This window comes from Gemmatimonadota bacterium (assembly GCA_016713785.1).
In the GTDB taxonomy this organism is placed as follows: Bacteria; Gemmatimonadota; Gemmatimonadetes; order Gemmatimonadales; family GWC2-71-9; genus JADJOM01.
Genome location: JADJOM010000002.1, coordinates 183,113 through 195,943, shown reverse-complemented (window position 1 = coordinate 195,943; position 12,831 = coordinate 183,113). Strand labels below are relative to the sequence as shown.

The 12,831-nt window shown below is 72.7% G+C and carries 16 protein-coding genes; 7 read left to right on the top strand and 9 right to left on the bottom strand.

Going from position 1 to position 12,831, the window contains the following annotated elements:
* Positions 1-29: 29 nt before the first annotated feature.
* The 4 genes from IPJ95_05240 to IPJ95_05225 all read right to left on the bottom strand — a co-directional run bounded on the left by IPJ95_05240 (position 30) and on the right by IPJ95_05225 (position 4,182).
* On the bottom strand, positions 30-1,109 hold the full coding sequence (locus IPJ95_05240; protein MBK7923024.1) for a sigma 54-interacting transcriptional regulator: 1,080 nt from the start codon (positions 1,107-1,109) through the stop codon (positions 30-32).
* Positions 1,110-1,436: 327 nt separating this feature from the next.
* A complete protein-coding gene (locus IPJ95_05235; GenBank protein ID MBK7923023.1) occupies positions 1,437-2,285 on the bottom strand; it encodes a hypothetical protein in 849 nt (282 codons plus the stop codon).
* A 161-nt stretch (positions 2,286-2,446) separates the two neighbouring features.
* On the bottom strand, positions 2,447-3,322 hold the full coding sequence (locus tag IPJ95_05230) for a cation transporter (protein ID MBK7923022.1): 876 nt from the start codon (positions 3,320-3,322) through the stop codon (positions 2,447-2,449).
* An 89-nt stretch (positions 3,323-3,411) separates the two neighbouring features.
* Positions 3,412-4,182: a hypothetical protein gene (locus IPJ95_05225; protein MBK7923021.1), complete on the bottom strand. Its 771-nt coding sequence runs from the start codon at positions 4,180-4,182 to the stop codon at positions 3,412-3,414.
* Positions 4,183-4,522: 340 nt separating this feature from the next.
* On the opposite strand from IPJ95_05225, the gene IPJ95_05220 reads away from it, so the two are divergent.
* The 7 genes from IPJ95_05220 (at position 4,523) to IPJ95_05190 (ending at position 10,650) form a co-directional block, all read left to right on the top strand.
* Positions 4,523-5,041 carry a DinB family protein gene (locus IPJ95_05220; GenBank protein ID MBK7923020.1) on the top strand — a complete coding sequence of 173 codons (519 nt, stop codon included), beginning with the start codon at positions 4,523-4,525 and terminating at the stop codon, positions 5,039-5,041.
* A gap of 16 nt (positions 5,042-5,057) precedes the next feature.
* On the top strand, positions 5,058-5,975 hold the full coding sequence (locus IPJ95_05215; GenBank protein ID MBK7923019.1) for a hypothetical protein: 918 nt from the start codon (positions 5,058-5,060) through the stop codon (positions 5,973-5,975).
* 40 nt (positions 5,976-6,015) lie between these two features.
* Positions 6,016-7,626 carry a peptide ABC transporter substrate-binding protein gene (locus tag IPJ95_05210; GenBank protein ID MBK7923018.1) on the top strand — a complete coding sequence of 537 codons (1,611 nt, stop codon included), beginning with the start codon at positions 6,016-6,018 and terminating at the stop codon, positions 7,624-7,626.
* A gap of 124 nt (positions 7,627-7,750) precedes the next feature.
* On the top strand, positions 7,751-9,460 hold the full coding sequence (locus IPJ95_05205) for an amidohydrolase (protein MBK7923017.1): 1,710 nt from the start codon (positions 7,751-7,753) through the stop codon (positions 9,458-9,460).
* A gap of 10 nt (positions 9,461-9,470) precedes the next feature.
* Positions 9,471-9,848: a DUF4345 domain-containing protein gene (locus tag IPJ95_05200; protein MBK7923016.1), complete on the top strand. Its 378-nt coding sequence runs from the start codon at positions 9,471-9,473 to the stop codon at positions 9,846-9,848.
* On the top strand, positions 9,845-10,231 hold the full coding sequence (locus IPJ95_05195; protein ID MBK7923015.1) for a VOC family protein: 387 nt from the start codon (positions 9,845-9,847) through the stop codon (positions 10,229-10,231). Before IPJ95_05200 ends, IPJ95_05195 begins: the two co-directional genes overlap by 4 nt.
* 11 nt (positions 10,232-10,242) lie before the next feature.
* Positions 10,243-10,650 carry a hypothetical protein gene (locus IPJ95_05190; protein ID MBK7923014.1) on the top strand — a complete coding sequence of 136 codons (408 nt, stop codon included), beginning with the start codon at positions 10,243-10,245 and terminating at the stop codon, positions 10,648-10,650.
* Here IPJ95_05190 and ytxJ read toward each other — a convergent pair whose 3' ends face one another.
* From ytxJ to IPJ95_05165, 5 genes are read right to left on the bottom strand one after another with little or no spacing between them, the layout of a single operon-like run.
* Positions 10,651-10,998 carry a bacillithiol system redox-active protein YtxJ gene (gene ytxJ / locus IPJ95_05185; GenBank protein ID MBK7923013.1) on the bottom strand — a complete coding sequence of 116 codons (348 nt, stop codon included), beginning with the start codon at positions 10,996-10,998 and terminating at the stop codon, positions 10,651-10,653.
* Positions 10,998-11,408, bottom strand: a complete 411-nt coding sequence (locus IPJ95_05180; GenBank protein MBK7923012.1) for a hypothetical protein — start codon at positions 11,406-11,408, stop codon at positions 10,998-11,000. The genes ytxJ and IPJ95_05180 overlap by 1 nt, the downstream gene beginning before the upstream one ends.
* A gap of 45 nt (positions 11,409-11,453) precedes the next feature.
* Positions 11,454-11,711, bottom strand: a complete 258-nt coding sequence (locus IPJ95_05175) for a hypothetical protein (GenBank protein ID MBK7923011.1) — start codon at positions 11,709-11,711, stop codon at positions 11,454-11,456.
* A 20-nt stretch (positions 11,712-11,731) separates the two neighbouring features.
* Positions 11,732-12,247 carry a hypothetical protein gene (locus IPJ95_05170; protein MBK7923010.1) on the bottom strand — a complete coding sequence of 172 codons (516 nt, stop codon included), beginning with the start codon at positions 12,245-12,247 and terminating at the stop codon, positions 11,732-11,734.
* Positions 12,248-12,273: 26 nt separating this feature from the next.
* Positions 12,274-12,759, bottom strand: a complete 486-nt coding sequence (locus tag IPJ95_05165) for a DUF4440 domain-containing protein (GenBank protein ID MBK7923009.1) — start codon at positions 12,757-12,759, stop codon at positions 12,274-12,276.
* Positions 12,760-12,831 lie beyond the last annotated feature (72 nt).

Below are 12,831 nucleotides of genomic sequence, written 5' to 3'. Positions count from 1 at the left end.
CCATGGGACGGGCATCCGCGCCCCTCCCGCTAGGTGTCGTCGTCGCCCTGCCCATCGAGAATCCGCTGCAGGCGGGGGCGGGAGATCCCGAGCCGCCGCGCCGCCTCACTCTTGTTGCCACTGACCAGCTCCAGCATGCCCTGTACCGCCGCCTGGGTGATCTGCCGCAGGGTGGCGGGGAAGGGCAGCGCCCCGTCCCGTGCCGGCGCCGCGCCCCGCTGCGCCGTGAGCTCGCCCAGCTCCAGGGTGCCCGGGGTCGAGAGCACCAGCGCCCGTTCGATGGCGTTGCGCAACTCGCGCACGTTGCCGGGCCACGGGTGGGCCCGGATCGCCTCGCGCGCCTCCGGACCGAGGGCCGGCACCGGCAGGCCGTACTGGGCGGCCAGCCGCGCCGCGAACGCCTCCGCCAGCACCAGGACGTCCTCGCCCCGGTCGCGCAGCGGCGGCAGCACCAGCGCCACCACGTTGAGCCGGTAGAAGAGGTCCTCGCGGAACTCCCCCCGGGCGACGGCGGCCGCCAGGTCGATGTGGCTCGCGCCGATCACCCGCACATCCACCTTGCGGGTCTGCTGCCCGCCCACGCGCCGGATCTCCCGGCTCTCCAGTGCCCGCAGCAGCTTGGGCTGCAGGTCGAGCGGGAGGTTCCCGATCTCGTCGAGGAAGACCGTCCCGCCGTGCGCCTGCTCCATCAGCCCCGGCTTGGCGCCCACCGCGCCGGTGAAGGCGCCCTTCTCGTGCCCGAACAGCTCACTCTCGAGCAGGTTGGCCGGGATCGCCGCGCAGTTGATCTCGACGAACGGCGCCTCGGCCCGCGGGCTGTCGTAGTGCAGGGCGCGGGCCAGCAGCTCCTTGCCCGTGCCGGTCTCGCCCCCGATCAGCACCGTCACGTCGCGGTGCCGCGCCACCCGCCGGGCCTGGTCCAGCGTCCGGGCGAGCGTGGCGCTCCGGCCCACGATCGCGTCGAACCCCGAGAGCCGGCGTTCGCCGGCGGCGAACTGCGCCGCGTCGGCCCGGCCCGTTGCCGCTCCCCGCTCCCGCTCCAGCGTCCGGCGGAGCAGCCCCAGGTCTTCGGGCAAGGCGAAATAGTCCCGCGCGCCCCCCTGGAACATCGCCGCCGCCAGCCGGTGGTCCGGCGCCGCCCCCACCACGTAGCGGGGCAGCGTCGCGGGGAGACTGGGCAGCAGGTCCGCGGCCGGTCCCTCGGCCCCGCCCGCGAGCACCAGGAGGCAGGTGCTCCCCGCCGGCAGCGCCTCGCCGGTGCCCGGCGTCCACTCGGTCAGCGCCGCGCCCACATCGGCCGCGAGGTCGATGAGGGTGGTCCGGAAGCTGTCGGAGAGCCGCACCGCGGCGAGGGTCCAGGTCGTTGTGGGCAGCGGCTCTCTCCTGCGGCCCCCGGAACCGGCCGGCGCCCACGCCGGCCGGCCCCGGGGGACCGGTTAATCGTCGCCGGACTCGTCCTCGCCGTCGCGATCGTCGTCGCGGAAGGCGCGGAAGGAGTCCTTGATGTTGTCCCGGACAAGGTGGTCGTTCGCCCCGCCCTTGCTGGCGGTCGCCGGGTCGACCAGCGATCCGGCGCCGTCGCTGAACCAGCCCGCCAGGTCCACCTTCAGCGTCACATTGATGTTCGACACCGTATCGGCCACCACCAGCGCCGGCACGAAGTCCATCCGCTGCTCGGCCTCGATGTCCTGGGTGAACACGAACGGCGTGCCGTTGAAGCTCCCCACCACCCGGACGCTCACGCCGTCGAACGCGGGATGGTCGGCCAGGAACTGCGCGTCCTTCGGGTCGCCCCCACTGTGGGACGGCTTGTGGACCTTGATCCGCACCTGGTCGTAGGTGCCGGTGTCCACCGCCACCGCGAAGGCCTTCTCCACGGTGGAGTCGAGCGGCAGGTCGAGCAGGTACGGCCCGGCGTTGAAGGCCTCGCAGCCATCGGCGTGCCCGTCGTGGCCGTCGCCATCATCGTCGTCCGTGCTGTCGTCGTGCTGGCCCAGCGCGAAGAGCGACCCCGATTCGTCGTCATCGCCATCGCACGCGCTGTCCTCGACCCGCTTGAACCGGATGTCCCGCAGCACCAGCTGCACGCTGTCGAGCACCAGCGTGTTGGTGGCGTCGGTCAGGGTGTCGCTCACCAACCCGCGCACCGCGGGACCGGTCGAGCCGACCGCAAGGTTGAACGTGACCTGGGCACCGGTGGTCGGACCAGCGCCATCGCCGCTGCAGGCCGTCAGCACACCGGCCATCCCGCAGAGCGCCGCCAGGCGCGGAAGTGACTTCGGCATGGGAACTGTCTCCGGGCAGAGTGAGGGGGACCGCATCTGCCGGAGAAAGGAGCAACTCAAGTGCCCCTGAGGCTGCACCGATAAAGCATCACCCTGCAATGACTTGCGCCGTGTTGTGGCGTCCGTCCCGCCGATCGAAACGATCAAGCTGGAACAGAATGTTACACCTCATGGGGCTCCATGTGAATCAGGACCCCGGCCACCTCGGGCACGGCGGCCCGGATGGCGGTCTTCACCCGGCCACTCAGAATGTGGGCGTCGTGGAGGGAGAGGGCGGGGTCGGCCTGCACGTGGAGGTCCACGTAGTACTGCAGCCCGGCCTTGCGGACCTTGAGTTTCTCGATGTGGCGGACGTCGGTCGTGGCGCGCGCGGCCTCGCCGATGCGCTCCAGCAGGTGCGCGCCGGGGCTCTTGTCCATGAGGTCACCGATGGCGGGTCGCAGCAGCCGGATGGCGTTGACCACGATCACGCCCGCGGCGGCGAGGGCCGCCCAGTCGTCGGCCGATTCCCACCCCGGCCCACCCAGCAGCGCGACGCTGATGCCGAGGAAGGCCGCGGCCGAAGTGATGGCGTCGCTGCGGTGATGCCAGGCGTCGGCCTTGACCGCGGTGCTGCTCACCTCGTCGCTCACCTTGAGCACCCGGCGGAACAGCACCTCCTTCACCACGATGACCGCCACCAGCACGATGAGCGTGAACGGCGCCGGCGTGTGATGGGGGGTGCGGATCTCGCGCAGCGCCTCGACGGAGATGCCCGCCGCCGCCCCGATGAGCAGGAGCGACACGACGGTGGCCGCGAGTGGCTCGGCCTTGCCGTAGCCGAAGGGGTATTCGTCGTCGGCCTGGCGGGTGGCGATCTGCAGCCCGCCCCAGACGATCAGCGAGGAGAAGATGTCCGCGGTGGACTCGACGGCGTCGGCCACCAGCGCGTAGGCGTTGCCGAGGATGCCCGCGACCAGCTTGGTGATCGCGAGGAGCGTGTTCACCACGAGGCCGAGCTGGGCGCTGCGGATGCCGCGGGCGGCGCGGGTGGGCATGCCCGGAAGCTACCGGGAAACGGGAAAAGGGAAACGGGAAGCGGGGGTGATCTCCCGCTTCCCGTCTCCGGTTTCCCCCTCCCGCGCGGTCAGCTGTCGCTGCCGTGATCATCCTCGCCGTCGCGGTCGTCGTCCTCGAAGGCGTTGAGCGACGATTCGATGTTGCTCTTGACCTCGCCCTCGTAGGTGCCGCCCTTGTTGGCCTGGGCGGGGTCGAGGAGGCCGTCGGCCGCCTGGTTCATGAACCAGCTGGTCAGGTCCACGAACAGGGTCACGTTGGCGCCGGTGGTCTCGGTGACGAGCAGCGGCGGGTTGAAGCTGTACTCCTGCTCCACGTCCAGGTCGGAGGTGTAGGTGAACGCGACGCCGTTCCAGGTGCCGGTCACCATGACGCTCACGCCGTCGAAGCCGGGGTGCTGGGCCACGAAGGCCGAGTCGTCATCGCCGGAGGGCTTGTGGACCTCGAACTCGATCTTGTCGTACGACCCGGTGTCGATGGCCACGGAGAACTGGCGCTCGGCGCCGGCGCCGAGGGGCAGGTCGAGCAGGACGGGGCCGAGCTCGAGCTCCTCGCAGTCATCGTCGGCCGCGCCGCTGTCGCAGACGGCGCCGCTGACGCGGTCGAGCTCGATCTCCCGCAGCACCAGCTGCACGCTGGTCAGGACGATCGTGTCGCTGCCGACCGCAATCACTTCCTGGCCCGCCAGGGCGGCCTGGGCCGGGGCGGCGCCGGCGGGCTTGGTGGCCAGCTGGAAGGCCACCTTCCGGCCGGAGACGGCGGGCCCGCTGGCATCGCTGCCGCAGGCGGTGAGGAGGGCCACGGCGGCGAGGGCGGCCGGGCCGAACTTGATCGGGGTCATTGTCAGGCTCCTGTGAGTGGTCCGGTGTCTTCTGCTTCCTGGCCCCTGACAAAGCAATGGACAGGCCATTTCAGGCATGTAAGCCAAACTCTTGCAAACAATTGAATTATGGACGCGGTGTGAGCCAGCACACTGCTCAAGAAACACTATAGAACGAGGCAGGTGTAATGATTCGTTGCGCGCCGGGTGACCCGGAGGCCAGGGCGGCCGTTCCTGGGCCGGACGCCCTGGGCTGGTATCGTACCTGGCCGCCGGAGAGTTGCCATTTCGTTCCTGTGGACTATCCTCTCTGGCGACCCCTCAGGACCCGGCCGCTGACCCCCTCACGCGGATCGTCGCCATGACCATCGCCCGCCCCACCGCCGACGAGTTTGCGCCCTACTACGGCACCTATGTCGGCAAGGTCCCGGGCGAGGACGCGCGGCCGGTCCTCGTGGCCCAGCGGCACGGCACCGCCGCCTTCCTCGCGGCGATTCCGGAGGCGAAGGCGGGGTTCCGCTATGCCGCGGGGAAGTGGAGCGTGCGCGAGGTGATCGGTCACCTGGCCGATGCCGAGCGGATCTTCGCCTACCGGCTGCTGCGGATCGCGCGGGGGGACGCCACGCCGCTGGCGAGCTTCGACGAGAACCTCTACGTGCCCAACGGCCAGTTCGAGCGCCGCAGCCTCGCCGACATGGCGGCGGAGTTCGCCACGGTGCGCGACGCCACCCTTTCGCTCGTCCACGGCATGGACGCCGAGGCGCTGGCGCGCATGGGCACGGCCAGCCAGAAGCCGGTGAGCGCCCGGGCGCTGGCCTGGATCATCGCGGGGCACGAGATCCACCACCTGGCCGTGATCCGCGAGCGGTATCTCACCTGACCACCTGGGAGGACGCATGTCCAAGCGCCTGAGCCTCGCGGGGGCCGCGCTCCTCGCGGCCTGCGGCGGGGGAGGGACGGGCGAATCCGGTGGGGCCCAGACCGGCGTCCTTACGGTGGCTGCCAGCGGGATCCCGGCGGGCTACACCGCGCCGTACACGGTGCTGCGTGACGGCGCCCCGGTGCTGTCCGGGGCGCTGACCGCCGCCGAGACCCGAAGCCATCCCGGCCTCCCCTACGGCGACTACGTGGTGCGGTGGGACCCACGCACCGTCTCCGACAGCGGTGACCGCTTCACCTATGCCGCCGCGGCCGACACCACGGTGGTGGCCGCGGCCGATCCACCGTATCTGGTCACCGGGGAGTACGCGGTGACATCGGCGGGCTTTCTCGTGATCGCCATCGGCGGTCCAGCCGGCGCCGCGGTGGGGTTCACCGGCAGCCGGCTCGGCAGCGACACGGTGCTGCACGGCGTGGCCGTGGTGGGCCAGCCGGCCCGTTTCTCCAATCTCCGGCCGGGCCAGTACACCCTCACCTTCTTCCGCGGCACCTCCGTGGTCGATGGCTTCATCCGGCAGGTCTATTCGCTCGACACGCTGGTCATCGAGGCCGTCGCCAGTCCGGTGCTGGCGCGTGACACGGTGCTTCTGCTCCCCTATGAGGGGTTCGTCCGGCTGGTGATCGAGGGGCTACCACCCTCGATACATGCCCAGGGGAGCTTCGTGGAGGCGAACGGCCTGTGGCGGGAGGATCCGCGGATCCCCGCCGGTCCCTACGACCTGGCGTTCTACGAGAGCGGCACCGTCTACGCATCGTGGGCGCCGGTGACGGTCGGGGATACCACCTGGGTGCCGTCCTTCTCCGCCGGACCGTACTCCATCGCGCCTTCATTCCCGCTGCTGGCCACGGACACCATCCGGTACGTGGCACAGTAGCCGCGCGATCCGCCAACCCGCCCAGCTCCCAGGAGCCCGCGTGCCCCCGCGTTCCCGTCTCGTCCTCCTGGGCCTCGCCGCCCTGCTCGCCTGCCGCGACGCCCGTCCCTGCCCCACCTGCGACCAGCTGGTGATCGCGGCCACCGGCGAGCCGGAGGCGCTGCTGCCGCCGCTGGTCTACGAGACGGTGGGCCGCGACATCGGCGACCGGGTGTACGAGCGGCTGGCCGACCTGGTCCCGGGTGGCGCGCCGATCGACACCGGCGCCTACCGGCCGGCGCTGGCCGCGCGATGGGAGCGGGTGGACAGCCTCACCCTGCGGTTCCACCTCCGGCCCGGCGCCCGGTGGCACGACGGCGAGCCGGTCACCGCCGGCGACGTGGTCTTCTCGTTCGAGTCGTACGCCGACTCGGTGCTCGACACCCCCGCCCGCGGCTCCCTCGCCGGCCAGCTCTCGGCCAGCGCGGAGGACTCGAGCACGGTGCTGGTGCAGTTTGCGCGCGCCTATCCCGAGCAGCTGTACGACGCCACCTGGCACGTGCGGGTGATCCCGGCGCATGTCTGGCGCTGGCAGGAACGCAGCACCTGGGGCAGCGATACCGCGGTGGCGCACGTGATCGGCAGCGGGCCCTACCGGATGGGGGCGTGGGCGCGGGGGCAGTCGCTCACGCTGGTGGCCGACACCGCGGGCGGGCGGCGCGCCGGCGTGGGGACGCTCACCTGGCGCTTTGCCGCCGACCCCGACGCGGCGCTCAACCTGGTGCTGTCGCACGAGGCGGACCTCCTGGAGGCGGTGGGCGCGCCGGAGCGGGTGGCCCGCGTCGCGGCCGACTCCGGGCTCCGCACCGTTTCCTATCCCGCCGCGGCCTACGGGTTCCTCGGCTTCAACCTGGGCGGTGCGGCCATGCGGCGGCCCGGCGGCGGCCCCCTCGCCGACCGCGCCGTGCGGCGCGCGCTCACCATGGCGGTGGACCGGCCGGCGATCGCCCGCACGGTCTTCGGCGAGGGCGCCAAGGCGCCACCCGGCCCCATGTCGCAGCTGCTCTGGGTGTGGGACGACAGCGTGGCCACGCTCCCCTCCGACACCGCCGCCGCGGCGCAGGCCCTCGATGCCGCCGGCTGGCCCCGCGGCGCCGGCGGGGTGCGCGCCCGCGCCGGGACGCGGCTCGGCTTCGACATCCTGGTGCCCGCCACCAGCCTGGGCCGCCGCCGGCTGGCGGAGCTGCTGCAGGAACGGTGGCGGCTGGTCGGCGCGGAGGTGACGGTCACCGCGGTGGACTTCCCGGTCTTCCAGGAGCGGCTGGGGAAGGGCGAGTTCGACAGCTACATCGGGGCGTGGCTCGACGAACCGAGCCCGCGCGGCCTGGCCGACCAGTGGACCGCGGCCGGGATCGGCATCCTCAATTACGGCCGCTACGCCAATCCGGCCTTCGACCGGCTGTTCCACGAGGCGCTCGGTGCCGCCGACCTCCTGGCCGCACGCCGCGCGTGGCGCGCCGCCCTCGACACCCTCAACGCCGACGCGCCCGCGCTCTTCCTGTACGCCCCGGTGAACGTGGCCGCGGTGTCGCGGCGGGTGGAGGGATTCACGATCGACCCCTACAGCTGGCTGAGCGGCATCGGCACGGTGACGGCGGGGCCGCGTGAGTAGCGGCCTCAGCGGCCTCAACGGCTTCCGCGGCCGCGGGGCCGCGTCGCTCCGGCAGCACCGATGCCTCCCCTCCCCGCACCCCTGCGGTCGTGCCTGCGCGACGCGGCCCCGCCGGCCAGGGTCGATGGCCGGATCCCTGCTCTTCCTTGCCCTCCTCACCAGCTGCCACCTGGAGCGTCGGCCGCCGGCCACGCCGGCCGACCTGGTGCTGCGTGACGGCGTGGTGTGGACGGCGGAGCCGGAGCGCCCCTGGGCCGAGGCGGTGGCCATCCGCGAGGGGCGCCTGGTGTACGTGGGCGACGTGGCCGGCGCCGAGCGCTTCGTGGGTGGCGGGACGCAGGTGATCGAGCTGGAGGGGAAGATGGTGCTGCCGGGCTTCGGCGACACCCACGCCCACCCGCTGTCCGGCGGGCTCGAGCTGCGCGAGTGCAACCTGTACGAGGCGCGGACCGCGGCGGAGATCGAGGGCGTGATCCACGCCTACGCTGACGCCCATCCCGACCTGCCGTGGGTGCGCGGCAACGGCTGGCAGCTGCCGGTCTTCCCGGGCGCGAATCCCGGCCGCGCTCTCCTCGACCGCGTGGTGCCCGACCGCCCGGCTTTCTTCTATGCCGCGGACGGGCACTCCGCGTGGGTCAACTCCCGCGCGCTGGCGCTCGCCGGCGTCACCCGGGAGACGCCGGACCCGCCGGGCGGCCGGATCGAGCGCGATCCGCGCACCCGCGAGCCGAGCGGCACCCTGCGCGAGTCGGCGATCGGGCTGGTGAGCCGCCTGCTCCCCCCGTACTCGCGGGAGGAACGGATCGGCGCGGTGCGCCGGGCCCTGGCGGAGGCCAACCGGTTCGGGATCACCAGCATCACCGACGCCGACGTGGGCGAGGACTACCTCGATGCCTACCTCGCGGTGGACGAGCGCAACGAGCTCACCGCGCGGGTCACCGCCGCGCTCCGGGACCACGAGGACGTCCCGCTCGACAGCATGGTGCCCAGGCTGCGCGCCCTGCGTGACCGTGCGCGGTTCGCCTCGCGGGTGCGGGCCGGCACGGTGAAGCTCTACGCCGACGGCGTCCTCGAGGCGCGCACCGCGGCGCTGCTGGCGCCGTACCTCGACCGGCCCGGCGACGCCGGCCCACTGGTGTATGCGCCGGAGGCCCTGGAGGAACGGATCCTCCGCTTCGATCGCGAGGGGTTCCAGGTCCACGTCCACGCGATCGGCGACCGCGCCATCCGGGTGACCCTCGACGCGCTGGCCCGGGCCCGCGAGGCGCATCCCTCGCGCGACGCGCGGCCGGTGCTGGCGCACATCGAGCTGTTCGATCCCGCCGACCTGCCCCGCTTCCGCGCCCTGGGCGTGGTGGCCAGCTTCCAGCCCTTCTGGGCCCAGCGTGACGAGTACATCGCCGACCTCACCGAGCCGGCGCTCGGGCCGGCCCGCTCGCGCTGGCTCTACCCGATCGGCAGCATGCTCGCGAGCGGGGCGGTGGTAGCGGGCGGCAGCGACTGGACCGTCTCGACCCTCAATCCGCTCGACGCGATCGAGGTGGCCGTCACCCGGCACGAGCTCAACCGGCCCGACGGCGCGGCGTGGCTCCCCGAGGAGCGCGCCGACCTGCCGCGGATGCTCGCCGCCTACACCATCAACGCCGCCTGGGCCCAGCACGCCGAGCGCGAGACCGGCAGCCTGGTGGCCGGCAAGCTGGCCGACCTGATCGTGCTCGACCGCGACCTCTTTGCGCTGCCGGCCACCGAGCTGCACACGGCCCGGGTGCTCCTCACACTGCTCGAGGGGCGGCCGGTGTGGCGCGACTCCACCTTCGCGCCCACCCTGCGGTGAGGCCGGCGCGATGACCCTGGCGCGCTGGATCCTCGGCGTGATCGGCGTGACCTTCGTGGCCATCGGGGTGGGGTTCCTGTTCCGGCCGGTGAGCTGGGCCGCGTGGCTCGAGATCGCGCTGCCCACGGCCATGGCGCGGACCGACCTGCGCGCCACCTACGGCGGCTTCGACCTGGCGTTCGGGATCTTCCTGCTGCTGGCCGCCCGGCGGGCCGACTGGGTGGCCCCCGGCCTGGTGGCCAACGCGCTCGCGCTCGGCGGCTTCGCCGCGGGGCGCCTGCTCGGCTTCGCGGCGGAACGGAGCGTGAGCCCGCGCCTGGTGCCCTTCCTGCTGATCGAGCTGGCGGGGGTGGCGCTCTCGCTCCTGGCGCTGCGCCGGCTGCCGTGACGCCCGCCGACGGGACGGCGCTGACGGCCATCGGCCAGATCGCGGTGACGGTGCACGACGTGGCGCGCGCCACCGCCTTCTACCGCGACGTGCTGGGCCTGCCGCTGCTCTTCGAGGTCCCGGGCATGGCGTTCTTCGACGCCGGCGGCGTGCGGCTGATGCTCGCGGTCCCCACCGACCCGACGTACGACCATCCCGCGTCCATCCTGTACTACCGGGTGACCGACATCCACGCCGCCGCCGACCGGCTGGCCGCGGCGGGCGCCGCCTTCGCCGCCGAGCCGCACCTGGTGGTCCGGATGCCTGAGCACGACCTGTGGATGGCCTTCCTCGCCGACAGCGAGGGGAACACGCTCGCGCTGATGTGCGAGCGCCGGCGCTAGGATCCCGCCGCATGCCCGCTCCCGCGGCGCGCGCCGTGGCGTATCTCTGGGCCCTGCCGGTGACGCTGGTCGGCGTGCTCGCGGCGCTCGTCGGGCGCCTGGGCGGCGCCCGGCTTTCGTGGCGCGATGGGGTCCTCGAGGCGGCTGGCGGCCCGCTGGCCCCGCTGCTCCGGCGCGGCTATCCCCCGATGGCGATCGCCGCGATCACGCTGGGTCACGTGGTGCTGGCGCAGGGCCAGGACGACCTCGAGCGCACCCGCGCACACGAGCGCGTCCACGTGCGGCAGTTCGAGCGCTACGGGCCGCTCTTCCCGCTGCTCTACCTGGGCGCCAGCGTGGCCGCCCGGTGCGGGGGCGGCGATCTCTATCGTGACAACCGGTTTGAACGGGAGGCCCGCGCCGCGGAGGGCGCGGGGTGATCAGCCCGCGCGGGCGGCCGCGAGCCGTTCGGCCAGCGCGCCGCTGGTGATGCGCTGGTGGGAGGTGTGCCAGATGGGCCGGCCGCCGCGCAGCAGGATGACCTGCGGCGACTGGTGGGGGATGTCGAGCAGCCGGGCGAAGTCCTGCGACAGCGCCCGCTGCCGGAGGACGTCCACCTGCCACGCCATCACCTCCGGATGGGCGGCCACGAACCCGCCCAGCTCCATGCTGGCGTCCAGGGAGACGCCGCAGCGGGTGCTGTGCTTGTAGAGGAGGGTGAGCGAGGTCTCGGGAAGCGCCGCCAGCCACTGGGCGGCGCTTGCCGTGTCGAGCGGGGCCAGCGGCACTAGAACGTGATCTTGATGGTGTTGTCGTCGCCGAACTTGGTCTTGCAGATGCTGCTGCCCACCTCGGGCGCGCACATGGCGAGGGCGTGGATGATGCCGGAGGTCTGGTCCACGATGTCGATGGTCCAGGTGCCGGTGACCCGGCCGTTGGCGGCGGTCACCAGCGGGAGCGTGGTGACGGTGCCGGCCGTGGTCTGGGTCACCACCGTGGCGCCCTGGATGGGCGCGCTGCTGGACTTGTCCTTCACCTCGAAGGTGATGACGTCGCTCCAGACGGCGCCGTTGCCCCCGCTCTGCGACTGGGAGACCACCGTGACGGTGTACGGGGAGGCCGGCGGGCCGTTGGAGTCGGTCCCGCCACCGCAGGCGGCGACGGCACCGGCGATCAGGAGCAGGACGGCACGACGCATGGAAGGTCCTCGGGAACCGGGGTGAACGGGGAGCGGACCGCCGCGCTACGGCGTGCGGTCGGCGGCGTCGATGAGGGCCTCGGTCTGGGCCACGAACGCGTCGTAGGCCCGGCCCCAGAGGCCGGAAAAGCGGGACTTCTTGGGCGCGTTCTGGATGGTCTCGAGCAGCGGGCGGAGGACGGGGTCCTCCCAGTCGCTGGCCTCGAGCCCTTCGAGCACGGTGCTCCGGGGCACCAGCCCCTGGAGGTAGGCCCGGGCCCGGACGGCGATCTCGTGCCGACGGAGGGTGCGGTCGGTGGTCATGGAATCTGCTTTCCTCCTGCTCAGACGCGCGGTGGGAGCCGGAAGCCCACACCGGAGGTTTCGAGCCAGGCCAAGGAACGGGCGGCCTCGATGCCGGCGGTGGCCGACTCGAGCCCCTGGGGCGGTACCCATGCTACCACGTAGCTGCGCCCAGGTTCCTCCAGGTACGCCACCCAGGTGTCCCAGGGTGGCGCGTCCCGGTCATCAAAGTAGCCATGGCTGGCCGCCCGCGCTGCTCCCCCCGAATGCGGCGGCGTCGGGAAATACACCAGCAGCATCCCGCCACCCAGCGGATCGAGGGACCGCCGCCAGCTCCGCCCCAGCAGCAGCAGGCGCTGGTCTGCCACCGCGCGGACGGTCTCGGGCCACGGGGTGGCGGGGGGCGGCGAGAGGTCCGCGGTGCGCAGCACCCCCCCGAGGTCCGGCTGCCCCGCCTTGCGGCCACACCACGAGACGGTCTCCGCGAGGCGTTCGCGGAAGGCGTGCAGCGACCCCGAGAGGTCCGGCTCGCTCCGGAGGAACTCCGGCACCGTCATGGCGCTCCCGCTGTCCCCCGGTGGCCCTACTTGGCGGGCGCTGGGGCGGGCGCCGGCGGGGTGTCGCTGTTGTAGATGTCGCTCACGGCCTTCCACTGGCCGCCGATGCGGCGCCACCCCACGAGGTACTTGCCGGTCTCGCTGGCCTGGCTGCCATCGGGCTGGGGGACGCTGAAGGTGTACCGGCCCCGGTCCAGCGCCAGGTCGCCATCCACGATCACCTCGTCCACCGCGAGCGTCAGGCTGACGTTGATCCCCCACAGCCCGGCCCAGAAGGCGCGGATCGGGCCCGCGCCGTTCAGGGCCGGCATGTTCGGCGGCATCAGGACCGCGTTGCTGTCGTAGATCGCGGCGATGGCCGAGTCGTTCTTCGCCACGATGTATTCGTTCCACCTGGCATCGATATCCCGGATGGCCTGGGCATCGGCCGCGACGTCGTGCGTGGGAGCTGGGCTGCAGGCGAGCACGGCGCCGAGGGCGAGGCCGTTCAGCAGGCGGGACATCATGCGCATGGATACTCCAGAGAAGGGAGGGGGAGGAGATGACGACATGATGCGGGCGGGGCGGGGGCGGCGCAAGAGCGG

Excerpts from the sequence above, each read along its gene's own strand:
- IPJ95_05200 (MBK7923016.1), top strand. The coding sequence starts at position 9,471 with ATGACCCTGGCGCGCTGGATCCTCGGCGTGATCGGCGTGACCTTCGTG.
- IPJ95_05180 (MBK7923012.1), bottom strand. The coding sequence starts at position 11,408 with ATGCGTCGTGCCGTCCTGCTCCTGATCGCCGGTGCCGTCGCCGCCTGC.
- IPJ95_05225 (MBK7923021.1), bottom strand. The coding sequence starts at position 4,182 with ATGACCCCGATCAAGTTCGGCCCGGCCGCCCTCGCCGCCGTGGCCCTC.
- IPJ95_05175 (MBK7923011.1), bottom strand. The coding sequence starts at position 11,711 with ATGACCACCGACCGCACCCTCCGTCGGCACGAGATCGCCGTCCGGGCC.
- IPJ95_05170 (MBK7923010.1), bottom strand. The coding sequence starts at position 12,247 with ATGACGGTGCCGGAGTTCCTCCGGAGCGAGCCGGACCTCTCGGGGTCG.
- IPJ95_05235 (MBK7923023.1), bottom strand. The coding sequence starts at position 2,285 with ATGCCGAAGTCACTTCCGCGCCTGGCGGCGCTCTGCGGGATGGCCGGT.
- IPJ95_05165 (MBK7923009.1), bottom strand. The coding sequence starts at position 12,759 with ATGCGCATGATGTCCCGCCTGCTGAACGGCCTCGCCCTCGGCGCCGTG.
- IPJ95_05190 (MBK7923014.1), top strand. The coding sequence starts at position 10,243 with ATGCCCGCTCCCGCGGCGCGCGCCGTGGCGTATCTCTGGGCCCTGCCG.
- IPJ95_05240 (MBK7923024.1), bottom strand. The coding sequence starts at position 1,109 with ATGTTCCAGGGGGGCGCGCGGGACTATTTCGCCTTGCCCGAAGACCTG.
- IPJ95_05220 (MBK7923020.1), top strand. The coding sequence starts at position 4,523 with ATGACCATCGCCCGCCCCACCGCCGACGAGTTTGCGCCCTACTACGGC.
- IPJ95_05230 (MBK7923022.1), bottom strand. The coding sequence starts at position 3,322 with ATGCCCACCCGCGCCGCCCGCGGCATCCGCAGCGCCCAGCTCGGCCTC.
- IPJ95_05205 (MBK7923017.1), top strand. The coding sequence starts at position 7,751 with ATGGCCGGATCCCTGCTCTTCCTTGCCCTCCTCACCAGCTGCCACCTG.
- IPJ95_05215 (MBK7923019.1), top strand. The coding sequence starts at position 5,058 with ATGTCCAAGCGCCTGAGCCTCGCGGGGGCCGCGCTCCTCGCGGCCTGC.